General features: G+C 42.9%; 23 protein-coding genes. 12 read left to right on the top strand and 11 right to left on the bottom strand.

Features of this window, described 5'->3' with window-relative positions:
* Window positions 1–188: 188 nt before the first annotated feature.
* Window positions 189–986: a MiaE family protein gene (locus tag CXF61_RS13155; RefSeq protein ID WP_193834239.1), complete on the top strand. Its 798-nt coding sequence runs from the start codon at window positions 189–191 to the stop codon at window positions 984–986.
* Between the two features lie 164 nt (window positions 987–1,150).
* Here CXF61_RS13155 and CXF61_RS13150 read toward each other — a convergent pair whose 3' ends face one another.
* From CXF61_RS13150 to mtgA, 6 genes are all read right to left on the bottom strand, one after another.
* Complete coding sequence (locus CXF61_RS13150) at window positions 1,151–1,351, bottom strand: hypothetical protein (RefSeq protein ID WP_165598534.1); 201 nt, start codon at window positions 1,349–1,351, stop codon at window positions 1,151–1,153.
* 70 nt (window positions 1,352–1,421) lie between these two features.
* Complete coding sequence (locus tag CXF61_RS13145) at window positions 1,422–1,748, bottom strand: hypothetical protein (RefSeq protein WP_102092250.1); 327 nt, start codon at window positions 1,746–1,748, stop codon at window positions 1,422–1,424.
* 66 nt (window positions 1,749–1,814) lie between these two features.
* The gene (locus tag CXF61_RS13140) at window positions 1,815–2,081 is read right to left on the bottom strand and encodes a hypothetical protein (protein WP_165598533.1); all 267 of its coding nucleotides are present in this window, start codon (window positions 2,079–2,081) and stop codon (window positions 1,815–1,817) included.
* Between the two features lie 63 nt (window positions 2,082–2,144).
* Complete coding sequence (locus CXF61_RS14055) at window positions 2,145–2,315, bottom strand: hypothetical protein (protein WP_193834238.1); 171 nt, start codon at window positions 2,313–2,315, stop codon at window positions 2,145–2,147.
* A 315-nt stretch (window positions 2,316–2,630) separates the two neighbouring features.
* Complete coding sequence (gene ppk1, locus CXF61_RS13135) at window positions 2,631–4,841, bottom strand: polyphosphate kinase 1 (protein ID WP_413775343.1); 2,211 nt, start codon at window positions 4,839–4,841, stop codon at window positions 2,631–2,633.
* A 170-nt stretch (window positions 4,842–5,011) separates the two neighbouring features.
* Window positions 5,012–5,701, bottom strand: a complete 690-nt coding sequence (mtgA, locus tag CXF61_RS13130) for a monofunctional biosynthetic peptidoglycan transglycosylase (protein WP_165598532.1) — start codon at window positions 5,699–5,701, stop codon at window positions 5,012–5,014.
* A 296-nt stretch (window positions 5,702–5,997) separates the two neighbouring features.
* On the opposite strand from mtgA, the gene CXF61_RS13125 reads away from it, so the two are divergent.
* The 6 genes from CXF61_RS13125 to CXF61_RS13100 all read left to right on the top strand — a co-directional run bounded on the left by CXF61_RS13125 (window position 5,998) and on the right by CXF61_RS13100 (window position 12,958).
* Window positions 5,998–6,312, top strand: coding sequence for a glutaredoxin family protein (locus CXF61_RS13125; protein WP_165598531.1), 315 nt, complete (start codon window positions 5,998–6,000; stop codon window positions 6,310–6,312).
* A 488-nt stretch (window positions 6,313–6,800) separates the two neighbouring features.
* Window positions 6,801–8,573, top strand: a complete 1,773-nt coding sequence (locus CXF61_RS13120; RefSeq protein WP_093071257.1) for an L-lactate permease — start codon at window positions 6,801–6,803, stop codon at window positions 8,571–8,573.
* Between the two features lie 91 nt (window positions 8,574–8,664).
* Window positions 8,665–9,852 (top strand): alpha-hydroxy acid oxidase, encoded by a 1,188-nt coding sequence (locus CXF61_RS13115; RefSeq protein ID WP_165598530.1) that lies wholly within the window; start codon window positions 8,665–8,667, stop codon window positions 9,850–9,852.
* A gap of 106 nt (window positions 9,853–9,958) precedes the next feature.
* On the top strand, window positions 9,959–11,032 hold the full coding sequence (locus CXF61_RS13110; protein ID WP_165598529.1) for a rhomboid family intramembrane serine protease: 1,074 nt from the start codon (window positions 9,959–9,961) through the stop codon (window positions 11,030–11,032).
* A gap of 147 nt (window positions 11,033–11,179) precedes the next feature.
* Window positions 11,180–11,992 carry a MipA/OmpV family protein gene (locus CXF61_RS13105; protein ID WP_165598528.1) on the top strand — a complete coding sequence of 271 codons (813 nt, stop codon included), beginning with the start codon at window positions 11,180–11,182 and terminating at the stop codon, window positions 11,990–11,992.
* A 165-nt stretch (window positions 11,993–12,157) separates the two neighbouring features.
* Complete coding sequence (locus tag CXF61_RS13100; RefSeq protein ID WP_165598527.1) at window positions 12,158–12,958, top strand: short-chain dehydrogenase; 801 nt, start codon at window positions 12,158–12,160, stop codon at window positions 12,956–12,958.
* A gap of 180 nt (window positions 12,959–13,138) precedes the next feature.
* On the opposite strand, the gene fumC is transcribed toward CXF61_RS13100, so the two are convergent.
* A complete protein-coding gene (fumC, locus tag CXF61_RS13095; RefSeq protein WP_165598526.1) occupies window positions 13,139–14,542 on the bottom strand; it encodes a class II fumarate hydratase in 1,404 nt (467 codons plus the stop codon).
* Between the two features lie 212 nt (window positions 14,543–14,754).
* Between fumC and CXF61_RS13090 the strand changes: the two genes are divergently transcribed.
* Together CXF61_RS13090 and CXF61_RS13085 are read left to right on the top strand one after the other, a co-directional pair.
* The gene (locus CXF61_RS13090; RefSeq protein ID WP_227526702.1) at window positions 14,755–15,420 is read left to right on the top strand and encodes a 5-formyltetrahydrofolate cyclo-ligase; all 666 of its coding nucleotides are present in this window, start codon (window positions 14,755–14,757) and stop codon (window positions 15,418–15,420) included.
* Complete coding sequence (locus CXF61_RS13085; RefSeq protein WP_165598524.1) at window positions 15,420–15,674, top strand: hypothetical protein; 255 nt, start codon at window positions 15,420–15,422, stop codon at window positions 15,672–15,674. The genes CXF61_RS13090 and CXF61_RS13085 overlap by 1 nt, the downstream gene beginning before the upstream one ends.
* A 99-nt stretch (window positions 15,675–15,773) precedes the next feature.
* On the opposite strand, the gene CXF61_RS13080 is transcribed toward CXF61_RS13085, so the two are convergent.
* A complete protein-coding gene (locus CXF61_RS13080; RefSeq protein ID WP_165598523.1) occupies window positions 15,774–17,135 on the bottom strand; it encodes a Na+/H+ antiporter family protein in 1,362 nt (453 codons plus the stop codon).
* A gap of 434 nt (window positions 17,136–17,569) precedes the next feature.
* Here CXF61_RS13080 and lon point away from each other — a divergent pair, with 434 nt between their 5' ends.
* Complete coding sequence (gene lon, locus CXF61_RS13075; protein WP_227526701.1) at window positions 17,570–20,173, top strand: endopeptidase La; 2,604 nt, start codon at window positions 17,570–17,572, stop codon at window positions 20,171–20,173.
* Window positions 20,174–20,534: 361 nt separating this feature from the next.
* The gene (locus CXF61_RS13070) at window positions 20,535–21,092 is read left to right on the top strand and encodes a superoxide dismutase family protein (protein ID WP_165598522.1); all 558 of its coding nucleotides are present in this window, start codon (window positions 20,535–20,537) and stop codon (window positions 21,090–21,092) included.
* 235 nt (window positions 21,093–21,327) lie between these two features.
* On the opposite strand, the gene topA is transcribed toward CXF61_RS13070, so the two are convergent.
* The gene (gene topA / locus CXF61_RS13065; RefSeq protein ID WP_165598521.1) at window positions 21,328–23,994 is read right to left on the bottom strand and encodes a type I DNA topoisomerase; all 2,667 of its coding nucleotides are present in this window, start codon (window positions 23,992–23,994) and stop codon (window positions 21,328–21,330) included.
* 283 nt (window positions 23,995–24,277) lie between these two features.
* Window positions 24,278–24,874, bottom strand: a complete 597-nt coding sequence (locus CXF61_RS13060; RefSeq protein ID WP_165598520.1) for a hypothetical protein — start codon at window positions 24,872–24,874, stop codon at window positions 24,278–24,280.
* A 357-nt stretch (window positions 24,875–25,231) separates the two neighbouring features.
* Here CXF61_RS13060 and CXF61_RS13055 point away from each other — a divergent pair, with 357 nt between their 5' ends.
* Entirely contained in the window at window positions 25,232–25,771 is a 540-nt protein-coding gene (locus CXF61_RS13055; protein ID WP_227526700.1) for a DUF2799 domain-containing protein, read from the top strand.
* 225 nt (window positions 25,772–25,996) lie between these two features.
* Here the strand turns inward: CXF61_RS13055 and CXF61_RS13050 are convergent, their stop codons facing one another.
* Window positions 25,997–26,398 (bottom strand): ExbD/TolR family protein, encoded by a 402-nt coding sequence (locus CXF61_RS13050; protein WP_025651314.1) that lies wholly within the window; start codon window positions 26,396–26,398, stop codon window positions 25,997–25,999.
* Between the last annotated feature and the right edge of the window lie 16 nt (window positions 26,399–26,414).

Below are 26,414 nucleotides of genomic sequence, written 5' to 3'. Positions count from 1 at the left end.
TCATCTGGGAAATAGATGCAGCAACGTTAATATAAACCGTAAGTAATCATTGACACCTTTAATTATGCTTAACCGTTATCTATTAATAAACACCTATTGATGAATGTCAGTTATTTAGCATCGTATCTAAGTCAGACTAACGATATAATTACTCGTATTACCATTCATAAATAAAGCTTTCTTAGACTATGACTATCAATCAACAAGACCTCACGACATTACAATCAACAGCAAATACTATAGATAACGATAGTATCGAGAAAAAATCTGTCGAAGAAAATGTTTCTCAAACTGTAAATAATAGTGCTGAAGCAGATCTAATCGAAAAAGAGCTGCCTGAAGAAGATAGCATCGATATTACGCATCTGCGCACTCATATAAAGGTAGACTTATCTCCTGTTTATAACTTCTTGGGTGCTCGAACCACGCAAGCCTGGGTAAATGCTGCGATTGAAAACTTGCCATTGATCATTCAAGATCATGCCAACTGCGAAAAAAAGGCCGCTGGCACCGCGATGAATTTGATATTTCGTTATGAGTTCTCGTATGACTTACAGTGTAAACTCGCACAGCTGATACGAGAAGAGATGCTGCACTACGAGCAAGTACTGGGTATCATGAATGAGCGCGGTCAAGAGTGGAAATATCTAAGTGCTGGACGCTACGCCAAAGGTATGTTGAAGCATAAACGCACTTACGAGCCAGCAGCGATGGTTGATGTATTAATAATTGGGGCATTTATTGAGGCGCGCTCTTGTGAGCGTTTTGCAGCATTGGCCGAAGTCATCGATGATGAACGCTTAGCAAAATATTATCGTTATCTACTCAAGTCAGAGAGCCGTCATTTTGAAGATTATCTTGCGCTTGCTCAAACATTGTCAGATGAGAATATAGACGAGCGTGTCGCGTTCTTTAAAGAAGTAGAGGCTGAATTAATCAGTAGCCCAGATGCTGAGCTACGTTTTCATAGTGGTACACCTGCATAAAAAATGTCTCCTTTCTATACCTACTTCACCTATATAGCATAGAAAGCAAAAAAGGCACTGTGTTTGGTAAGAGTATATAACTCGTATCAAACACAGTGCCTTTTTATCTATGTACAGATGCCTATTTATGTACAAATACTAATAGCTATTGATGTAGTGAGTTTTTACTTTTTATCTTCCATCAATGGACTGTCATACTGTTTATTACTTTTAGCGACATTATGTGGATCATGATCTTCCGTAGCCTTTTCTGCTGCAGCTGGATTTACTTTTTGTAATGCATCATCAGGGACAATACCATTATTGTCATCTGCATCTTCTAAATTATGATCACTATTGACGCTTTCATTATCCGAGTTATTCATTGGTACTCCCTACTATGATAATTACTTATCTAACCCAAGAAACACTATATTTTTTGAGATTTGCCCCTGTTTAATCTTTTTCATCAGGATTTAAGATGCGAGTTTGTGCGTTATCAATGTTGGCATAACGATTTAAATCATTAATACCCTCACTCTTGGGGGCTGCACTACCGACAGTATCTTCATTGATATTGTCATCAAATGCGGTACTACCTTCTTGATCACGACGATCTGGTTGGCGCGCTGGATTGTCATTATCATTTACATGTTCTGAGTCGACCACAGACTCATCAAAAGTATCAGTCCCTTTGTTCTCAGTGGTATTTCTCTCAATTGCACTATGATCATCAGATCCTAGTACCTTTGTCTTGTCTATTGCTGAGTCTTTGGCTTGCATTATCATATCCTCTTTCTATATTTATAATTTTATCGATTTGGTTAGCACGCTGTTATCTATAGTCCTTTACTCATTACTTTTTTGGCTCAAGTCGTAGGCACTTAGTTCTGCTGCATTCTTGCCACCAGCTGGAAGATTTTCTTCTTTACGTGGATCAGCATAAACTTCGTCAGTCTCTTGCGAGTCTTGCTCAGGGCCATCGATTTCAGGCTTGTGCTTGCGCCCTGCATAGCTATCTTTAGGGTTTTCTAATTGATTACTAGCAGGGTCATCCACGATTATTTTTTCTTCTGTTTCCGTTGTTTCTGTTGCTATAGGTTCTTGCATAGTCATGGCGCGTCCCTCGCTTTATTATTGGTTATTATTAATTATTGGGTCGATGTTCGATGTTATAGATTACTTATCAGTACGTAGATCATCATCGATAAAAGGCGTTTGCTCTTCTTCGCTTAATGATTCAGGAGCGTCGACTTTTTTATTCTCTGCTAAGTTCTTCTCAACTTCCTGACCATTTACCTGTTCTACAGCTTGTTTTATATCTGAATTGTCATCGTTAGTAGTACTCATAGCTTATTTCCTATTATTATGATTTTATTAAATTGTTTTGAAACATTAAATAGATATACGTTTTGAGACTGTACCAACGCCCAAATGAGTAACCAATACTTATCAAGTAGCGTCAGAATTGATATTAATTATAGGTATGACCTTGGGTAATGCACCAGTGTACTGCCGTATCAATATGTGAATAATTGTGAGGTTGCAAGTCAGTTTGTAACTTTTACAATTGGTGAGCACAAAAAACCAAGCACCAGTATTTACCAGTGCTTGGTTAGATAGATAATTAAATAGTTGATTATTAGCTGAAGGTACTTTTACGAATTAGCTAGATTCCTCGACACGATTGATCGTTTTTAATAAATGCTCTTGTGCGACATGTGGCTCCTCACCTGCTGCTGGCTGTAGCTGCTGCCAAACGCCAGTGCCATCAAGTGTCCACGCTTGCGTATTATCCTGTAAGTAGTTAATCAAGCCATCTTGATAAATCTGCTTAAATAGTTTCTTGTTCTCAATCGGGAACGCCACTTCTACGCGATGGAATAGGTTACGATCCATCCAGTCTGCACTACCGCAGTATAAGCGCTCGTCGCCATTATTATAAAAATAATAAACGCGTGTATGCTCCAAAAACCGACCGATAACAGAACGCACAGTGATGTTTTCAGAGAGTCCTTTTACTTGCGGACGTAGACAACACATTGAACGCAAAATAAGCTCAATCTTAACGCCTGCCTGCGAGGCATCATATAACTTATCAATGAGACGTCGCTCAGTGAGTGCATTGGCTTTGATAATAATATGAGTACGTTTGCCCGCTTTGGCATGAGCGATTTCATCATCGATAAAGCTCATCAACTTTTCATGCAAAGTAAACGGTGCATGTAGCAGTTTTTTGAGGTTGGCAGGCTTGCCCATGCCGGTTAGCTCTTGGAATATTTTGTGAACGTCTTCTGAGATATCAGGGTCAGCGCTAAACAGACCATAGTCCGTATAAACCTTGGCGTTGGCCGCGTGATAGTTACCAGTGCCTAGATGAACATAACGACGGATTCGATCGTCCTCGCGGCGTACGATTAGCATGAGCTTGGCATGGGTCTTGTAACCGACGATACCGTAGACCACGACCGCGCCTGCTTCTTGTAGATAGTTAGCAACTGCGATATTAGACGCTTCATCAAAACGCGCACGCAGCTCAATAACAGCCGTGACTTCTTTGCCATTACGAGCGGCGGCGGCAAGTGCTTTGACAATTTCTGAATTGGTGCCTGAGCGATATAAAGTCTGTTTAATTGCCAATACTTTAGGATCGCTGGCCGCTTGCCAAAGTAAATTGATAATCGGAGAAAAGGCATGAAAAGGATGATGAACCAACACATCGCTCTTACGCATGGCAGCAAACATACTGGTCGATTTATCTGACTTATCCATTTCTCGGCGGAATGCCTTTGGCACGACATGAGTAAATGGCTGGTAGCGTAGCGCAGGAATATTAAAGTCAAATAGCAAACGCGTTAGATTGACTGGGCCATTGACACGGTATAGCTGATTGTCATGCAGCTCAAACTCATTAAGCAGATACTCACTGATATGTGTTGGGCAATCGGTTGTGACCTCAAGGCGCACCTTATCACCGAAGCGACGGTTTTCGAGCTCGCCTTCTAGTGCTTTGGCAATGTCTTCGACATCATCAGCCAAGTCTAAATCGGCATTACGTGTCAGCCTAAATTGATGACAGCCTGTCACACTCATCCCAGGGAATAGCTCACCGATATGCTCATGAATAATAGCGGATAGCATCACATGATGCTCTTTACCACCAGTTAGCTCATCTGGCAGACGAATCACACGCGGTAGACTGCGCGGCGCAGGCACAATCGCCAAGTTGATATCACGTCCAAAGGCGTCTTTGCCTTCTAATGTAGCGATAAAGTTTAAGCTTTTATTTACCAGACGCGGAAATGGATGTGCCGGATCAATACTAATCGGCGTCAATACGGGTACGACTTGCTCCGTAAAATAGCGCTTCATCCATGCAGACTGCTCGGCATTGAGCTCATCACGTTTTAGGTAGCGGATATCTTCGAGCGCAAGTGCTGGCAGGATATCCTCATTGAGAATACGGTACTGTTCGCTGATTGCAGCATGAGTGATAATAGATATCTCGTTTAACACTTCGCTAGGACGCATGCCATGAGCACTGGTAGATACATCACCGATGTTGAGCTTTTGCATGATACCAGCGACACGAATCTCAAAAAACTCATCAAGATTGGATGAAAAAATAATCAAGAAAAATAAGCGTTCAAGCAATGGGTGACGTGAACTAGATGCCTGCGCTAATACTCGCAGATGAAACTGTAGTAAAGACAAATCACGATTGATATAACTGCTCGGTGAATAGCTGCCATCTTCTGAGCGTTGCCATTCGATTTCTGCTAAATTATTTTGGATATTATCTACACTACTATCTATACTAATCGCTTTATCAATATTGTCGTTAGCACCATCTTCAACATTATTAACGTCAATCATATCGTTAACATCACCACTGCCCTGATTACTAGTTATCTCTACCACGTCACTACTCCTTTTGCGTTATCGATACGCCATCATCTTTTATCGTTCTGTCTTTTCTAGGGTCTGTCCTAGTTTTATTCGAAATAGCCGATCCTATAATCTAGCCCAACCCTAATGCTTTATATTTACGAAGCTGCTTGCGGTAATACAGCATTTTTCATGCGTTTTTTGATAATACGTTGCTTGTTACGTAAACGCTTATCGCCTTGATTGTCTTCGTAGTACTTTGGATTGGTAAGCATCGCAATCAGAAGCGCTGACTCATCTCGGTTTAGATTGGCCGCAGACTTATCAAAATAATGATGCGCGGCGGCATCAATACCATAGATACCATTACCAAATTCTGCCACATTAAGATAAGCGGTCAAGATACGCTGCTTGTCCCACAAGGTCTCAATCATCACAGTAATGACAGCCTCTTCAGCTTTACGCACATAAGAACGATGCGAAGTTAGGAACAAGTTCTTTGCCAATTGCTGAGTAATCGTTGAGCCACCAGCAGACATTTTGCCTGTCTCTTCATTTTTCTTTTGCGCCGCTTTGATACCTTTAAAATCAAAACCACTGTGCTGACTAAACGTCGAGTCTTCACTTACAATCGCTGCTTGCTTGGCAGATTTGGCAATCGCATCATATTCAGCCCATGTCTGAGTGACTGTGCCGCCCGTTAGGCGATGCGTCAACATAAACATACTGTTGTTAATTGGCTGTGTTTTCCAAATTAATAGTAGCCCAACAACCAATATATGGAATGCGACAACCAATAGCATAATTGCCAATAACAGACGTTTGATAAATGTGCCAAAACTTGCCATGCGCGGTATCCGAGTGGTTAAAAAAGTAATAAGATAAGATAGATACTCTATCAATGACTATGAGACATAACCAAGAATCAATGATTGTAAACGGGCTATTTATAGCCAATTATTAACTATTGAGCATTAGTCATTAATAACGATCAATAGCAGGTCATCTTACCTAATCTCACAATCGCTGTCATTATTTACCCCACTTCTTTATGATGTAATGACCGTTAAAGTATTTTACATTTTAAATAAGCGCGTGCTGAGCATCAGCGCTTTGCAATCAGTATGAAGATAAGAGACTACCCATGCATGATGATAATATAGAAGTATTACGAGCGCGTGTTATTGCAGCAAATCCAAACCTCGACAGCGCTGAAAATAATAATCAATGGTGGCTACTGGGCACCTCGGGCTGTCATTTATGTGACATCGCCGAGCAAATAATTATTCAGTTTCAGGCGGTACAACCGATTAGCTACCAAAATGTCGATATTGCAGACTTTGATGAGGCGCTGATGATGGAATTTTCCACAGCTATTCCTGTGATTTTGACGCCATCCAAACGATTAGACTATCCATTTTCAGTCATGGATTTACAGCAACTGTTAGCTCACAACTAACGGCACTTTGTTTTGATGTTATAGAGCTTTTAAATTTCTTATATTAGAATATCTACCGCTAATTTTAGCTAGTATGGTATTTCAATATTTGCTAGACTACTTTTATATTCTGTTTGGTAAATTGATTATACTAATGCTAATGATTTACTGATCAATAATCTCAACTCTCTAACCTTGCACTCTGTTAAATCATATACATACAATTCTCAGCGAAAGCACCTAAGAGCAACTATTAGGGCGTGTTTAACACGCCTTAATAAATATAGTTAGCTGAATGTAAAACTGTTATGGATTTAAACGCGCTACTGGTATAAATTTTACTTGCGTGCTGCGTTCCCAGAGGCTGCGCAAAATTCATCCCAGTAGCGCTATGACATTTTTAGAGTGTATCGACTATAGTAATAACTTAGTATGACTTTAAAACCAGTAAAAAATAAGCTGGTATACACAACAATAAGGACTGTTAATAACAATAAGGACTGTTAATTATGTACACTTTCTTAGCCTTAGCGCCAATTCTCGTTGTATTCATACTACTCATAGTTATGCGCCTGCCAGCTAAGATATCTATGAGTATTGCCTATTTGGTGACAGCTCTGCTAGCCTTTTTCATTTGGCACGCTAGTGGTGCTCAGGTAGCGGCTGCTACTGTTAATGGGATTATTGTGGCACTTACTATTTTATTCATTGTATTCGCAGCTATTTTACTGCTGAATACGCTGAAAGAAAGCGGCGCTCTTGTCGCCATACGTAAGGGCTTTATGGATATTTCACCTGATAGGCGCGTCCAAGCGATCATTGTGGCATGGTTGTTCTGCTCTTTAGTAGAAGGTTCATCAGGATTCGGAACACCATCTGCAGTGGGTGCTCCGCTGTTGTTGGCTTTAGGCTTTCCAGCGATGGCATCGGTCATGGTTATTCTTATCATTCAATCTACACCCGTATCATTCGGTGCAGTTGGTACGCCTCTACTACTTGGCGTTTGGTCTGGTATTACTGATAAACAAGATTTAGCACAGTCCATTGCCCCTACTACTGCCGAAAATTATTTATTACAGATTACAGCTAACGTAGGCCTTGTACATGCGCTTATTGGGTTTTTGATACCTTTAATTTTAAGTGCTTTTTTGACAAGGTTCTTTGGTGAAAAACGCTCCTTCATAGAAGGGCTTAAAGTATGGCCATTTGCCATTTTTGCAGGTCTTTGCTTTACTATTCCTTATTTTTTGGTTGCTAAATTTCTAGGGCCTGAGTTCCCTTCACTCATTGGCGGTTTCATTGGGTTGTTAATTGTACTTCCCGCTGCTAAGCGTGGTTTTTTGATGCCTAAAGATACTTTTGATTTTGCCCCTCGCGCAAAATGGGACAAAGACTGGCTGGGTACTTTAGACGAGGTAAAATATGATGATTCAGCAACCCCAAAGTTCTCTTTAATTCGTGCATTTTCGCCCTATTTCATTGTGATTGCCTTATTGGTCATAACTCGAGTGATTGCACCACTCAAAGCTTTTCTGGTAGGGGATTTAACAACCATTAGCCTTACTAATCTTTTTGGTACAACAATCTCTAGTAAGATACAGCTCGCCTATTCTCCTGGTAGCATTCTAATTATTACTTCTTTATTATGTATTTTACTGTTCAAAATGAATAGCCAAGCGGTAAAGCGCAGTTGGAGTAACTCGGCAAAGACCATGGTTGCTGCCGCACCAGCTTTGCTATTCTCGGTGCCTATGGTACAAGTATTCATTAATTCAGGCTCAGCCGCTGAAGTCGCTACTGCGCTACCGGCTATGCCAATATTACTGGCTGAAAGTGCTGCCGATGCTTTTCAAAATGCGTGGCCGCTAGTGTCTCCATGGATTGGGGCAATGGGTGCTTTCATCGCCGGTTCAAATACTATTAGCAATATGATGTTTTCATATTTTCAATGGTCAACAGCCAATCAGATCGGACTCAATAGCGACCTTGCAGCACAAGTAATAGCCTTGCAAGCTGTGGGTGGTGCGGCTGGTAACATGATTTCGGTGCATAATGTGGTAGCTGCTTGCGCAGTAGTCGGCTTGGTGGATAAAGAAGGCTATGTGATTCGCAAAACACTGCTAGCGATGATTTATTATGTCGTGCAAGCAGGTTTGATCGGTATGGCTATCATCTTCGGTCAAATATGGTGGTGGGCTTTAGCCGTTCTCTGGCCCATAACATTCTTTGGACTGATGTCTTTTTGTGGCAAATTTTCCCGTAGAAAACTGAATGGACGATAATCAGGCAAGCTGACGCTATTAAACTAGATCTAGTAGCGTTAGGTTAAGGTTGCCTTCTAGTTAAAACATGACAGCAATAAGAGATAAACCTATGAAAGACTTAACTAAAATCACCGAAATCGAAGATCTGCGCCGCGTTGCTGAGCGTAAAGTGCCGCGTATGTTCTATGACTATGTCGATTCAGGCTCGTGGACTGAGACCACCTATCGTAATAACGAGACTGACTTTGACCGTATCAAGCTGCGCCAGCGCGTATTGGTCGATATGGATAACCGCAGTCTGGCAACGAGTATGATCGGTGAGCCAGTCAAGATGCCTGTAGCCATCGCCCCAACGGGTTTTACCGGCATGATGTGGGCAGATGGTGAGATACATGCCGCACGCGCCGCTGAAAAATTCGGCGTGCCCTTTTCACTATCGACCATGAGTATCTGCTCTATCGAAGACGTCGCTGAAAATACCAGTGCGCCGTTTTGGTTTCAGCTTTATGTCATGCGTGATCAGGACTTTATGGCCAATTTGATTCGCCGTGCCAAAGCAGCAAACTGTTCTGCGTTGATTTTGACTGCGGACTTACAGGTGCTGGGACAACGTCATAAAGACATCAAAAACGGTCTATCCGCACCGCCTAAGCCAACACTAACCAATATCATAAACCTCATGACCAAGCCGCAATGGTGTATGAATATGCTGGGCACCAAACGTCGCACGTTTGGTAATATCGTCGGTCATGCACAAAATGTTGAGGATCTGTCATCACTCTCTGCTTGGACGGCAGAGCAATTCGATCCGCGTCTGAGCTGGGACGATGTGGCGCGTATCAAAGACATGTGGGGCGGTAAACTTATCATAAAAGGTATCATGGAGCCTGAAGATGCTATTATGGCAGCTCGCAGTGGCGCGGATGCCTTAGTCGTCTCAAACCATGGCGGTCGTCAATTGGATGGCGCGTTATCTTCTATTTCTGCGCTGTCTGACATCGTACAAGCTGTCCATGCTGAGGATAGCGATATCGAGGTATGGTTAGACAGTGGCATTCGCTCTGGTCAAGATGTGCTAAAAGCGATTGCGCTAGGTGCAAAAGGCACGATGATTGGTCGCGCTTTTCTCTATGGATTGGGCGCTTATGGTGAAGATGGCGTACGCCGCGCGCTCGAAATTATCTATAAAGAGTGTGATATCTCAATGGCATTCTGTGGTCATACCGATATCAATACTGTCACGGATAATATCTTGGTAAAAGGCACGTATGAAAACCTCAAAGTGGGTCGTTTTTAGAGCGGCTGATTGTAGAACAATCAACGTTTAAAACCGGCTACACATAACATAATTTGCTCATACCCTTTATACTGTCTCTATAACTTTTTGATGACAGTTAGCCTTTATGACCATTCAACAATTATTAAAAACAGCGCCCGTCACTACCCTGCTATTAGCCAGCTTTATCGGGCTATTTGTCATGCAGCTAGTCACGGGCGTCGATGCCAATAACCCGTCAACTGAAGCGTTAGTTAAATGGGGTGCCAACGCCTTACCCTTAACGATGATGGATGACCCATGGCGCTTGGTCAGCAGTGCGTTTTTGCACATTGGTTTGATGCATTTATTGTTTAATGGGTTTGCCATGTATTTCTTTGGGCAGATTGCCGAGCCGATGTTTGGCTCAGCCAAGTTTTTGGCGTTATTTTTATTGGCGGCAATTGGCGGTAACTTACTCAACAGCTATGTGACGTGGCAAAGTATTTTGGATGGTACGGGACAGCCTGGGCTATCAGCTGGGGCGTCTGGCGGTATCATGGGTATTGGCGCGGCATTATTAATTGCTGCACTGTTTAAAATATCGGTCAATGGCATGGTGCTCAATCTAAAAAGCCTGATATTTATTATGGGCATCAACCTCGTCTATGGGTTTGCCGTACCGGGAATTGATAATGCTGGTCATATCGGTGGCGCAATCACAGGACTAATAATTGCATTGGCTTTTGCCATTGGCTACCGTCAGCGTCTAGCAGTCGCTATACAAAACGCAGCGATTCAGCATCAGCGCACATTCAATTCTTATCAAACCAACTACTCATACAGTACTCACGACAACTCATCATATAACAGTCAGTATAGTGGCCAATATCGTGAACAACATGATAATCAAGGCCGCTATGACGCCAACTCTATCGACCAGTCACCTCACCTTGATGCCAACTCAACCGAGCAAGATACTGCGTTTGCCAACAATGAAACGAATACAGCAGACATATATGCTGAAAGCGTTACTGCTAACAATTCACCGTTAAGTAATGAAGCTGTTCATAATAGTATTGAACCCGAAGCACTTAAAAAACCTTCCGTTATTTGGCAGCTATTACCATGGCTTGCGATGCTACTTATTAGCATTGGTTTTGTCTGGTGGTGGCAAGATATTCACCAGCAATTACTACAAGTACTAAAAGCCATTGAGTAAATGCTCATACTTATCTATCATTGCTATATAGCTCCCAAAAACAGCATACTGACCAACATCACTGATTCCTTTTATTGCTTACTCTTTTGAACACGTTTTGCTTACTCGCACCACTCAGTTATTTATACTCACTTACGAGATCCAATTATGTTAAAACTTGCAGCGCTACCTAATATCTCTACACGCACTATGTTTAGCGCGTTTACCGCTACTGCACTATTTAGTGTGGCTAGCCTGTCTAACGCCGCACTTTTTAATGACAACTTGCCGACTGACAAAGATGCTGAGCTTAGCGTTGGGGTCAATGTCATGGCAGTCAAATCAGCCTATGATCTCGAAGACAGTACTGAAGTGCGCGTGCTACCAGGTGCATTTTATGATAACAATAAAGTCTATGTACGCGGTGCGCAAGCTGGTGCGTATCTGATCAATGATGGTGTCAATCAGCTGTCTGCCTATGCCAAGCTTGCGGGTTCTGAGTTTGAACCTGATGATGCCAATGGCGCACTGCAAGGCTTGGATGAGCGTAAATCCTCAGCAGAAGCAGGTCTAAGCTACCAGCGTCGTACCGCTATCGGTGGCATTCGCGCCCAAATAGGTGCTGATGTATTAGATCGTAGTGGCGGTAATACGGCTCGCTTGACCTACCTTTCTAGAATCACTAAAGGCAAGCTAACGCTCTATCCAAGTATTGGCTTTGAATATCATGATGCTGACTACAATGAATACTACTATGGTGTCAGTGAAAAAGAGGCTGCTAAAACAGGCGTTGACGCTTATAAATCTAACTCAAGCTTGAACCCATATATCAATATCAGTGCCAACTATGACTTTAATGAGCGCTGGGCAGGATTTGCCAATCAAAGCGTGAGCTATGTACCAAATGAGCAATACGATAGCCCAATGGTAGACTCGCGTACTGAAGCGGCGACTACGCTTGGTTTGCTTTATAAGTTCTAGTTGAGCTTAAAAGCTTGATATGTAAAAGCCGAGCATTTTGCTCGGCTTTTTTTGTGGTTGATTGTTTACAAGATAGTGCTTAATATCATAATAAACAGATATCTTCAGTTACTCTATTAATGAGCTCAATACAACAGCTAATAATATATAAGAGATGAAATATAAATGGATTTTTCTTTAGAAGCTTTTCTTTTCGATACTCCTCTTTATACAAAAATTACTATTAAAGATTTGAAAGATGCAGAATTCAAAGCATTAATAACTAATCAAGATGCAAGAAATGATATTGATGGTTACAATCCATTCCGTAAAACTCAAACAACCTTTGAAACTATTAGAACATTAGGTCATCTCTTTAACCCTTCTAATCACTATCTTTTACACGGTGGATTTGGAGAATTTCAAATCCGTTGCAAAAGGTATGGAAACATTCTCAGATACTATTGCTTATACGATGCTATAGAAAGCACTCTTATGAAAGTAGGACAATACCCGTCAGTAGCCACAATACATTTACATGAAATAAAACAATATAAGAAGTTGCTATCTACTGAAAAAATGAAAGAGATTACGCGTGCAATAGGCCTCGCTGCTAACGGTGTTGGAATAGGTTCTTTTGTTTATTTAAGACGAGTATTTGAATATTTAATCCAACAAGCTTATCAAGAAGCAATTGAGAATAAATCAATATCAGAAGGCGATTTTCAAAGAGCAAGAATGGATGGGAAAATTGAGCTTTTAAAAGCCTATTTGCCAACATTTTTAGTTGATCATAAGGAACTCTACTCTATATTAAGTTTAGGAATACATGAGTTAGACGAGAACACATGTCTTGAAAACTTCGACACTCTGAAAGTTGGAATTGAAATAATACTAGACGAACAACTTGAAGCATTGAAGAAAAAAGAGAAAATAGATGCTGCTACGGCTAAAATAAAGAACTTAAAAAGTACTATTAAGAAGTAAAAACTCTGACACTAGAATGCTCTATTCCAATAACACCCTCAATACCCTTTACTTTATTTATGCCCTAGTGAGTAAATATAAGAGCATAAAAAATCAGGATTAACTCTAAAATCGTGAAAAAAGACCTTGTCACATTACATGACAAGGTCTTTTTACTATTCTAAAAAACTATTAGATAGCTTACTTAGGATGTACCATATCAGCAGGAATTACCCACTCATCAAACTGAGCTTCAGTTAATAGCTCTAACTCAACCGCAACTTGCTTCAACGTTTTGTTTTCTTTATAAGCAGTCTTAGCGATTTTCGCAGCATTTTCATAACCAACATGACGGTTCAATGCCGTGACTAGCATCAATGAATTATGCAAGAAGTCATCGATTTTATCTTTTACTGGCTCGATACCAACCGCACAGTTTTCGTTAAAGCTGTTGCAAGCATCACCCAATAGCTGGATAGATTGCAACAAGTTAAAGGCAATTACTGGCTTATAAACGTTAAGCTCAAAGTTACCTGACGCGCCAGCCATGCTGATAGTGACATCGTTACCCATCACTTGAGCGACAACCATGGTCATCGCTTCTGACTGAGTTGGGTTCACTTTACCCGGCATGATAGATGAGCCTGGCTCATTTTCAGGAATTGTCAATTCGCCTAGACCGCAGCGAGGACCTGATGCCAACCAACGTACGTCGTTAGCGATTTTATTCAAGCTAGCTGCTAAGGTTTTTAATGCGCCTGAAGCAAATACTTCAGCATCACGAGCCGCTAATGCTTCAAACTTATTTGGTGACGTCACAAACGGCAGACCAGTCAATGTTGATAATTGCTCAGCCGATTTTACTGCATAATCAGGATGGGCGTTTAGACCCGTACCAACCGCTGTACCGCCTAGTGGCAATTCATATAGACCTTGTAGCGCGTTATCGATGCGAGTCAATGAATGGTCAAGTTGGCTCACATAACCGCTAAATTCTTGACCCAAAGTCAAAGGCGTGGCGTCTTGTAAATGAGTACGGCCGATTTTTACGATGCTATCGAATTCTTTGGCTTTTGCAGCGAGCGTATCGCGTAGTGCTGTTACCGCTGGAATCAATAAGCTGTTGATTTGACGCGCAGCAGCCACACGAATTGCTGTTGGGAAGCTGTCGTTGGTAGACTGTGCATGGTTCACATGGTCATTTGGGTGAATCGGCGTATAGCTGCCACGCTCAGAACCAGCGATTTCGTTAGCACGGTTGGCCAATACTTCGTTCATGTTCATGTTTGACTGAGTGCCAGAACCTGTCTGCCATACGACCAATGGGAACTGATCGACCAGACCGCCATTGATGATTTCGTCAGCGGCTTGTACGATTAAATCGCGCTTGTCGCCTTCGATACGCTCTAGGCTTGCATTGGTAATCGCAGCGGCTTTTTTGACCAGTGCCATCGCTTCAATCATTGGACGCGGTAAAGTCTCACCACCGATTTTGAAGTTTTCGCGGCTACGCTGAGTTTGCGCACCCCAATAAGCATCAGCTGGGACTTCTACGTTGCCCATGGTGTCTTTTTCGGTACGAGTTGCCTGATTCTGTGTCGACATAACTACCCTCTTTACTGGTTTGTTGTTAAATAACTGAACGATAAAAAGTGCAACAGCTGCTGCACATAAACGGAAATACGATGTAAAGTGGCGTTATGATAGCATGACTAAGGCGTGTTGAATATTCACAAATAGCCTTGAGCGATGCCTAAGAACGAATGTCTAAAAACGCCTGTCATCACCAATCTGATACTTCATTGGATAAGATACCTATGCACTCTAAAACTATGCCCACTGAGCCAAAAACTTTTAACTCACAAGAGCCCACACTAAGTAACCCGCCTAGACGACACTTTACTCGCCAACGCCGTCAGTTGAGCGATGGAGAACGTAGACAACTTGCTCAGTCTGCAAGCTTACATTTGACCAAACTACAGCAGCGATTGCCTACACATGCACGCATTGGGCTTTATTATGATGGCTTTGGTGAGCTACCTACTCAGCTAATATTAGACTGGTGTCAACGCTTAGGCTATTTACCTTATTTACCAATTGTTGGTTCTCTTGGTCGTACTAGCAATGGCAATGATGATAAACGCCTGCGCTTCGTACCTGTTTATCATTCAAAATTGATTAATATCCCCACTTGCATTCATCAATTAGGCATGAAACAGAACCACAGTCGCGCCCTGCTCTGGGCGTCAGAACTAGACGTGATTATTTGTCCGTTAGTCGCGGTCGATGAACATGGCAACCGAATGGGCATGGGTGGCGGGTTCTATGATACGACGCTTGGGAAAAGTTATCGCTCAGGGGCTTCAAGGCCGTTAAAGATAGGCTGGTGCTATGATTTTCAAGTGGTTGAACAATTAGCGCGTCAACCGTGGGATGTGCCACTAGATGGCTTAATTACGCCAAGCGGCATAAGGTGGTTTTGATGAAAGATGATGAACAATTTGAAAAAGACTCTAGCGCTGCTGATTCCAGTGCAGACAGTGTGGATGAGTATTTACAAACGTTAGGCAATGAGGACGCTAGGGAGCAACGCTACTACAGTCAAGAGCAACCCTTTAGCGCTGATGAAATGACACGGCTCGTCAATGAAGAACGCTTAAATGAATTGCTAGCGCAAAGCGATGCGTTTTTGAGTAGTTTAAATGGTGAGATAAAAGATTTTGATGATGAGTATTAAAAAACATATTAATTAAGCAATAAAGAGAAATAAAAAAGGCGAGCATAGCTTATAGCTATACTCGCCCTTTATATCAGACCCAGTCGTTCAAATCACTTACTACAGCACCATCGCTGCAATCCAACCAAATGCCAGTAGCGGAATGTTGTAATGTAAGAATGTCGGTATCACACTGTCTTTGATATGGTCATGCTGTCCATCGATATTTAGACCAGAGGTTGGCCCCAATGTCGAATCTGACGCAGGCGAACCTGCATCTCCAAGTGCGCCAGCCGTACCGATAATCGCCACAGTAGCCAACGGCGAGAACCCTAATGAAATACACAGCGGCACATAAATCGCAGCCAAAATAGGAATGGTCGAAAATGAAGAACCGATACCCATAGTCACAATCAAACCAATCAATAGCATGATAAATGCCGCCATCGCTTTATTACCAGCGAATAGTGAAGCTGCGCCATCGACCAATGGCTGAATTTGCTCAGTGGCTTTCATCACTTCAGCGAAGCCTTGCGCGGTAATCATAATAAAGCCAATCATCGCCATCAGCTTAATACCGTCATTAAAGACGCCGTCAGCATCACGCCACTTCACCACGCCAGTCGCCATAAACACACCAAAGCCAAACATTGAGCCAAGTAGTAGCGAATCAGTATATAGCTGCACCACAAAAGCCGTCACGATAGCAGCCAGTGCAACCAGTGTCTTTAGCTTGCTTTGCGACTGTGCACCAGCAGCAGTTTTGCTTAATGCATCACCTTCTACGAAGGCATCATGCGCTTGCTGATCTATCGCAATCTGCTGATATGCGCGTGGCTTACGGTAGCTGATAAATACAGCAACCAGTAAACCAATTAGCATACCCAATGCAGGAATCGCCATGGCTTGCACCACAGAAATATTGGCAACATCAATGCCCGCTTCACCCACGTTTTTTAGCATAATCTGATTGAGATAGATATCACCAAAGCCATAAGGAATAAACATATAGGTGGTGACCAGTCCAAACGTAATCAGACAAGCAATCAGGCGTCTATCAATCTGCATGCGATTGAATGCTAACAATAGTGGCGGTACCAGTAGCGGAATAAAGGCAATATGAATAGGGATTAAGTTTTGGCTAAAGCAGCTCATGGTAATGAGGCCTGCAAACAGCATGTACTTAATCATGCCACTCGTGCCAGCAGCATCAATACGCTTGATGACCGCGCCTGCCAACGATTGCGGCAAGCCCGAATGAGCAATCGCTACCGCAAACGCCCCAAGCAGTGCATACGACAGCGCAATTTCTGCGCCATTACGGATGCCTTCTTGAAAAGCATTGAGCGTATCAGTAATACCAAGCCCTGCTAGCAGTCCACCTGCCAACGCTCCGATTAATAAACTGAGCACCACGTGCACTCGCGAAAGTGACAGTCCTAGCATGATAATAACTGCTAGCAATACTGCATTGATGGCCATGTGTTGCCCCTTGTTCTTTATACTTTGGTCTTAATGAGACCTATGAATATTGAAACTAATGAATATCGCCCTGTTGTCTAAAACGTCTCAATATGAGAGCCTGTTTTAGACGCGCGCCAGTTTACCTTATTTTGGGTATAAAGCCTACGCATAGAACCAATTAGACATCATCATAAGCAGCCAAATATCATTTACACATCTAAACCCTCTTCTATAATTTCTGACTGTTTTTATCACTCATAGACCAGTCATACTATTGACGACACATCGTTACCCACATTAATTGCACTAATAACTGGACGCTCAAACAACTATTTAACAAAGATAAGCAGACGACTTCACCAATCAGCCTTGCAATTTTTTTCGTGAGCACCATTTATCTAAACATGAACCACGAACTTGACTTTACAAGTCTGGGGAACGAGGAAAAACATATGAGTGAACATAATATTGATAAAGACAACATCGACATCGATGTATCATCTGCCCTGAACACTGACACGACGTCTGATGCAAATACTGACACTGACGCTAACATCAGTGCTGACGCGAATAATGAGACAGAAAGCTCATCTACGGATGCGTTAAATGCCTCATCTGACGCTGTTAAAGACAATGAAGATGAAAGCTATTTGCCATTGCTGGCATTACGCGACGTCGTCGTCTATCCACATATGCAGATTGCATTGTTTGTGGGACGCGCGCCATCGGTGAAAGCGGTTGAGTTGGCACAGGCTGAGTATGGCAACAAAGTACTGGTAGTCGCGCAAAAAGACTCACTGACCGAAGATATTGATCAAGATAACTTGTATCAGTACGGTACGGTGTGTCGCATCGTCAGCACTATGCCACATGACAGCGATGAGAACTGCATCAAGGTATTGATCGAAGGTCAATACCGCGCTCGTGTCGATAACATAGAAGGCCATGATGATTTATTGATGGCGAGATTTGAGCGTGCCGATCTTGATGTCAGCATGGATGAGAGCCAACAGAAAAACACCATTCAAGCGTTAACTACATTGTTCGAAAGCTATGCAGATGCGCGACTTCGCAATGCACGTGAGCTGACTCGTGTGGCTAAGCGTATCGACGACTTGCTTGAGTTGGTTTATTTCATCTCAACTCGTGTATCGATGGACCTTGATATCAAACAGTCTTTCTTAGAAGAAGACGATATCAAAACGCATATCAATACCTTGACTGAATATCTAGTCAAGCAAAGTGCTGAGCAAAACATCGAACAAGATATCCAAGATGCTGTCCGTCAGCAGATGGAAGACAATCAGCGCGAATACTTCTTGAATGAGAAGATGAAAGCCATTAAAAATGAGCTGTCAGATATGAATGACGGCGCGTTCGATGGTGAAGATGATGTGGCTGAGCTAGAGCAGCGTTTAGAAGATGCTGACTTGCCAGAAGATGTGCGCAAAAAAGCTGAGCAAGAATTCAAAAAGCTTAAAATGATGCCACCTGCGTCAAGTGAATCATCTGTGGTACGCAACTATATTGAATGGATTTTGGACACGCCGTGGAATGCGACGACCAAAGTATCTATCAATTTGGATAAAGCTAAAACAGTATTAGACGAAGACCATTATGGCTTGCAAGATGTAAAAGACCGCATCTTAGAGTACCTCGCCGTGCAATCACGTGTGAAAAAACTTCGTGGTCCGATTCTATGTCTCGTTGGTCCTCCAGGTGTCGGTAAAACTTCACTGGGTGAGTCTATTGCCCGTGCTACTGGTCGCAAGTTTGTGCGTATGGCGCTTGGCGGCGTACGTGATGAAGCAGAGATTCGTGGTCATCGCCGTACTTATATCGGTGCAATGCCAGGTAAAATCGTTCAGTCACTTGCAAAAGTAGAAGTCAAAAACCCACTATTCTTATTGGATGAAATCGATAAGATGGCGCAAGACTTCCGCGGTGATCCAGCGTCAGCATTGCTTGAAGTATTGGATCCATCACAGAACGATACGTTTAACGACCATTATTTAGACATGGACTTAGACTTGTCGCAAGTGATGTTCATCTGTACTGCCAACAGTATGGATATTCCACCTGCACTGCTTGACCGCATGGAAGTTATTCGCTTACCTGGTTATACCGAAGAAGAAAAGGTCAATATCGCACAGAAATACCTAGTGCCAAAAGCGATTAAGCAAAACGGTCTTAAAGAAGGTGAGATTGAGATTGTTGAAGCGGCATTGCACAGCATCGTGCGTAGCTATACGCGTGAAGCAGGTGTGCGTAACCTTGAGCGTGAAGTGAACAAGATCTGCCGTAAAGTGGTTCGCGGTTCGGTTGAAACTCATGGTGCTCGCGCTCCGAAAAAAGCAGAACGTCAGCTAGTGACGGTCGATGACAAGAACATCGATGACTATCTAGGTGTGCATCAGTATGACTACGGTCTGGCTGAAGAAGAGCCTGAGATCGGTCGTATTACTGGTCTTGCATGGACTCAGGTCGGCGGTGAGCTATTGACCATCGAAGCGGTCGGTATGAAAGGTAAAGGCGAGCTTAGCTTTACCGGTTCACTAGGCGATGTGATGAAAGAGTCAATTCGCGCAGCTATGAGCGTGGTTCGTGCTCGCGGTGATAGCTTAGGTATCGACTACGAGACGTTTAAAACAACAGACGTCCATGTCCATATGCCAGAAGGAGCCACGCCAAAAGACGGCCCATCTGCTGGTGGTGCACTGACGACAGCGCTAGTCTCTGCGTTGACAGGTATCGCTATCCGTCCAGATATTGCGATGACAGGTGAGATTACCTTACGCGGTAAGATATTACGTATTGGCGGTCTCAAAGAGAAATTGCTGGCGGCACATCGCGGCGGTATCAAGCACGTCTTAATCCCAGCGACTAATGAGCGAGATTTGGCTGATATTCCTGATAACGTGAAAGAAGGCCTAACCATTCAGCCAGTTGCCACGATTGAGGAAATCTTAAAGGTTGCTTTGGTCAGTATGCCAACACCAATCAAACCTGCAAAAGTTACGGTTGATAAAACCTCTGGCAAAGCACTGCATAATTAATTGACCCTTTATTAAGCCAGTTCTATAGATTAAGAAGCCGCTCATCACTATGATGGGCGGCTTTTTTATACCTGTTTGTTATTCATTTGCTTGCAGTTCATAGCTTTCTTAGTAGTTCTCTCACGCATTTAAAGCCATTTAATTTTGAAAAACATTTATCTTAGTTCGTTTTTCAAACCCATACGATACTTACATTTATTAACTGATTGTTGCGCATTTGATGAATAACTATAGAGTTAGCTTGGCTATACTGACTCCGATGTTAACGAATATTGACGCCGATTTTTATAGAACAATAACGATAGATATTCGTGGCTTTAATGAAGATTAAAAATAACAACTCAAACAATTGGAGATAATGATGAATAAGACATTACTTGCAAGTACCCTATTATGCGGTTCAGCGTTAGCAATGACTGGTTGCCAAACGGTAGAAGGCCAAATGCAAACAGGCAATCCTTTAGCACAGCCAACGCTAAAATCAACCATACAAACAGTAGATGGCGAGAAGAAAGAAGTTGGTCAAGTTTTCTTACGTCCAGTTGATGGTGGCGTCCAAGTTTACGGTAAACTCACTAACCTACAGCCAGGTAGAACTGTCTCATTACATATCCACGAAACAGGCAGCTGTGACGTCATGGGTAAAGCAGCAGGCGGTCACTTCAACCCAGACAACAAGCCACACTCTAATCCAGATGACATGAATGGTCATGCTGGTGACTTGCCAAACTTAACTGCTAATGAAGATGGTGTTGCTACTATTAACTATGTGAATAAGAAAATCGCAGCGACTGAAGCAGGTAAATACAGCGTAAATCGTTTGGCCTTTATCGTACATGCTGGCGTTGACGACTATACCAGTCAGCCTTCAGGTAATGCAGGCGATCGTATTGGTTGCGGTATCATCGTAAAAAACTAATACTGTCCAAACCTATAGACTTAAGCTAGGTTTGCAAACGTAGAAATGGCTTAAAAGAAATCTTATAAGCACAAAAAAACCCTCTTAAATTATAAGAGGGTTTTTTATTGGAAGTAACTATTAGGTTCGTTGAAGCCAATATAAAGCTAATACAAGAAAGACCAATGCAAATCGTACCTGTAGTACATCAAATGAGTCTGACGCTATAAAAGCACTATATTGGATTTCACAATAGTTACTCTTCTACCCATTCACCTTTACGCCAGTACACACCCCAACGTGTGGCCTTGCCGTTTTTTTCAGAGCCGATATACTGCTCTTTTTTCTTACGTGACCAGCGCAAGATGGTTGGGTTACCTTCAGGATCTTCATCTGGCCCTGCAAACAGATACTGGAACTTGTCTTCCATTTTATCTTTAATTTCTCGTAGCTCAGCCAGCTTTGGCGGACGTGTCTCGCGCACTTTCGGGAACTTAGACGCTGCTAAGAACATCCCAGCCGCCCCTTCACGCAAAATGAAATAATCATCATGCTTGGTCGACTTTAGCTCTGGAAGATGGATTGGATCCATACGCGGCGGAGCTGCTTCGCCTGTTTTTAGCACCTTGCGCGTGTTATCACAGTTCTGGCAAGCAAAGTACGGACCAAAGCGTCCTGTTTTAAGCTCCATCTGCCCATCGCACTTATTACAGTCAATGGTTGGTGCATCTGAGCCAGGAACTTCAAACTTGCCTTCTTCTAGGATATAACCATCGCAATCAGGGTTATTACCGCAAATGTGTAGTTTGAGGCCACCATCTACGATGTAACCATTCATCGCCGTACCACATTTCGGGCAGCGTTTTTTCTCCATCAAATCTTTAACTTCTGCCGCTTCGTCATCACCTTCCGCATCATCTAGATTGGCGAATGCTTCGACTGGCATTAGATTTTTGGTACCTTTACAGCGCTCTTTTGGCGGCAAGTTATAGCCCGTACAGCCCAAGAATACACCTGTTGACCCTGTACGCAGCTGCATCGGACGATCACAGATGTCGCAATGGACGTCTGGTACATCGGTCGGATCATTTGGACGCATACCATCTTTTTCTTTGGCACGCTCTAGAGTGGTTTTGAACTCGCCATAGAAATTATCGAGCACGTCTTTCCAATCTTGCTCACCTTCGGCGACATGATCGAGCTTGTCCTCTAACGCAGCAGTAAAGGTATAATCCATTAAGTCTGGGAAGCTAGCCGTCAATCTATCGGTGACGATATCGCCCATCTTTTCGGCAAATAAACGCTTGTTCTCTAACTTCACATAACCACGATCTTGAATGGTTGAGATAATTGAAGCATACGTCGATGGACGACCGATACCTTTTTTCTCAAGCTCTTTGACTAGGCTTGCTTCAGTATAGCGGGGCGCAGGCTTAGTAAAATGCTGACTTGGATCTAGCTTGTCTAGGTTTAACTTATCGCCTTTTTTGACATCAGGCAGTAAGGTATCGTCAGTCTTGGCTGGTGGCATCACTCTTGTGTAGCCATCAAATACCATGGTACGACCACGGGCTTTTAGCTCAATATCATCTGCGCCTACAAACAGGTTCACTGATAAATATTTGGCAGGTAACATCTGACACGCTACAAATTGACGCCAGATTAGCTCGTATAGACGTATTGCATCCCGCTCAACACCTTTGAGCTGCGTTGACTTCATATTGACGTTAGAAGGACGAATCGCTTCATGCGCCTCTTGTGCGCCCTGCTTGTTACCATAGAAATTTGGTTTTTCTGGTACGTACTTTGCGCCATAGCTGTCTTCGATATGACCACGGACAGCAGCAAGCGCGTCACCTGATAAGAATGTCGAATCGGTACGCATATAAGTAATATGACCCGCTTCGTATAGACGCTGCGCCAAAATCATGGTTTTCTTAACAGAGAACCCTAAGCGCGTGCTAGCAGCCTGTTGTAAGGTTGAAGTAATAAATGGCGCGCTTGGACGTGATTGCGTTGGTTTCTCTTCACGCTCTTTGACGATAAAATCGCTTGCTTTGAGTATCTCTAGGACTTTATCGGTTTGCTCTTTATTACCAAGCTTTAGCGTTTTGCCACCTTGTTTGGTCGCCTCTAATCGAATGCCAATTTGCTCAGCGTCTGAGGTCTTTTTGGCTTTACCATTAGCAATGTGCGTGTCCGCATGAATCTGCCAGTACTCTTCTGGAATGAACGCTCGAATCTCATGCTCACGCTCAACGACCAAGCGCATAGCGACTGACTGTACACGGCCTGCAGACAGTCCGCGAGCAATCTTTTGCCACAATAATGGCGATACCATAAAGCCAACAACACGGTCCAAGAACCGACGAGCTTGCTGCGCGTTCACGCGGTCAATGTCTAATTTCGAAGGCTGCTTAAATGCACTTTGAATAGCTGACTTGGTAATCTCGTTAAAGACCACACGTTGATACTTGCTATCCGGGCCACCGATGACTTCTTTTAGATGCCAAGCAATCGCTTCCCCTTCTCTATCCATATCCGTTGCTAGATAGATTTTGTCAGCGTCTTTGGCTAATGCTTTAAGCTCTTTAATGACTTTGGTTTTGTTTGGTAGTACTTCATAGACTGCTGCCCAATCATGCTCTGGATCTACACCCATGCGGCGTACCAGTGCTTGCTGCGCTTTTTCTTCTTTGGTCAGACTGTCATCTTTTTTAGCGGTTGTGGCTTTCTTTGCGCTTTTGCTCGCACTGACCGGCAAATCACGGACGTGACCGATACTTGAGCGTACGATAAAGTCATCACCAAGGTATTTATTAATCGTTTTTGCCTTGGCTGGTGATTCTACAATCACCAAAGACTTACCCTTTGGGCTGTCAGCAGCTGGTGCTGGACTTTTTTTGGTTGTGGTTTTTGCCATGTTTGACGACACCATAATATAAGTAAATTAAAAGTAAGGTTAAATTCAGCAGCACGGCAATTTATGGAAGCGGATACTCACGGTTTGACCATGGTTCAGCTCTTTATAGTAATAATCGCTGCTGATAAAAAAGGTTATAAAACAAATAATAACCATAAAATAAAGATATAGTTATAAAGACGTTACACTGCTAAGCGTTAAACTGTCAACTTTAAATAATTTGAATATGACAAACCGCTTGCATATTGCCCTTTAATGGAGACGAAAAAACGCTTTACTAGGTTTATGCTTGTTTTTGCATCTGTAGCGCCCATTTCTCAAGGTTTTCTTTGAGCACTAATAAGTCCGCTTCGATCCGTTTTTGATGGTACGTTGGGTTAGATGCTGGACGTACATAAGCAATATCTTCCCAATAAATAATAATGCTATTGGCCTTGGTCAATAGACCTTTAACAAACGGTTCGATACTTACTGGCAAATCTAACGGCACTTGATCCAAGCTAAAATCAGTTTTTTTGACCGTCGGATTATTGCTGATTTGACTAGAACGAATCGCACTGGGAATAGTAAGCGTCTTATCATCTGTACTGGTATCGACAAAACTGCTGTCTGGTCGCCACTGCCCATCAATCACTTGATAACGGGTATGCGGCAGTTTAGTGTCTTCAAATATCAGGCAGTACTGCCCAAGCATACCCCGACCATACTCATTGTCACGGCCTTTGATCCAATCAGGGCACGAAACGAGCTTTGGATTGAGCTGTAAACGACGCGCGGTCATACGCAGCTTATCCAAACGCTGATCGATACCGTTCGGTTTGAGCGCCATCATACTCCCTAATACGAATAGTACAATGATAACGCCAATCAATGTTCCCATGATGGTCTGGCCTTTTGACTAAATGAAAAAGATACTAAGAGATATAGCGGTAAGTATCGCTAATGAACCGTTATTTATAAATAGTACATATAAATTTGCGATTAGCACGATAACAAACAACGATATATAGGGGCTTATAATGAGCACGAACCATTAAAAATCAAGCGTTGTCGTCCAATCGCGGTGCAACGAGTGCTTTTAAAGCATATGACAATTTAGCAAGTTACGCTATTAAATCAGTTATTTAGCGTATACAAATTTACCGAACACAGCACGCTATAAAAACCAGATACGAAAAGTGGTCAGCCCAAAAAAGTGCTATGATAAACCATAATTTTAAACGCGCGCAGGTTTATTATGAATTATCTTACTGAGTCAAACTCATCGGGCGCTTATCACGCTCGCAAGCTGATGAGTAAAGTCATGAGCAAAACAAGCATGAGCCTATCGCTACTTGGCGCAATCGTGCTAACAGTGTCAGGCTGTGCCACTACCCAAAGCCTGACCCCGCAGCAATGTCAAAGCAGTAACTGGCAAGAAGTCGGCTACGCTGATGGCTCGCAAGGACGTTCAGGTGCCTACTTCGGTCACTATACCAATAGCTGCGCCAGTATAGGCGGTGCTAGCCCTAACCGTATCCAATGGGAGCAAGGCCGTCAACAGGGTCTCAAAAACTACTGTACCGAGCTGAATGCTTATAAACTCGGTCGCGAAGGCTATGACTGGCAACCTGTCTGTCCGTTAGAAGGTATTGAGAAGTTAGAAGAAGCCTACTCCCAAGGGCGCTACTACTATATCCGTCAGCGCGATCTCGACTACTTACGCTCACCTTACCCATTTGGCTACAGACATGCAGGTTTCGGTTACGGCTATCGTCCATTTGGCTACGGCTGGTAAAAAAAGAAAACCTCACTAACGACTTAATTTGAGGTTTAAGTAGTTAATGAGGTTGGAGAAAATTTTATTATTTTAATTGTTTTTATTATAGCGGTGCTGGTTGTCTTACTGGTCGGGCTATTGATTTATCTAGCCAGTTTTCTAATATAAAGTCAGAGCTACTAGCACTAACTCACAGTGCTTAAACTATTCATTGCTTAAGTTATTCAATGTCTAGCTACTAAGCTACTCATTCACAAAGGCGATTTTGGTCAGTCCAGCATTACTTGCCGCTGCCAAGACTTGAGCGACCGTATCGTACTTGCCTTCTTTATCCGCACGTAACTGTACCGCTGGATTCTTACCAGTCGCGCCTTGCTGCTGCAAGCGTGTCTCTAACTCTTCCATGCTGATTGGATCGCTATCCCAGAAGATCCCTGCATCTTTATCAATACTGACTTGGATCGCTTCTGGCGGCGTTTCATTGAGCGCGGCACTAGTCTCTGGCAAATCTAAAGGCACCGTCGGATTCAACACGGTCGCTGTCAATAAAAATATAATCATCAATACCAGCATGATATCGATAAGCGGAATGAGATTCATCTCATCCATGCTTCGTACGTCATCATCACCCAATTGAAATGCCATAGTTACTCTCAATGCT

This window comes from Psychrobacter sp. 4Dc, assembly GCF_002836715.1.
Classification (GTDB): domain Bacteria; phylum Pseudomonadota; class Gammaproteobacteria; order Pseudomonadales; family Moraxellaceae; genus Psychrobacter.
The sequence above is the reverse complement of the archived record's forward strand: the minus strand, read 5'-3'. Positions and strand labels throughout refer to the sequence as shown.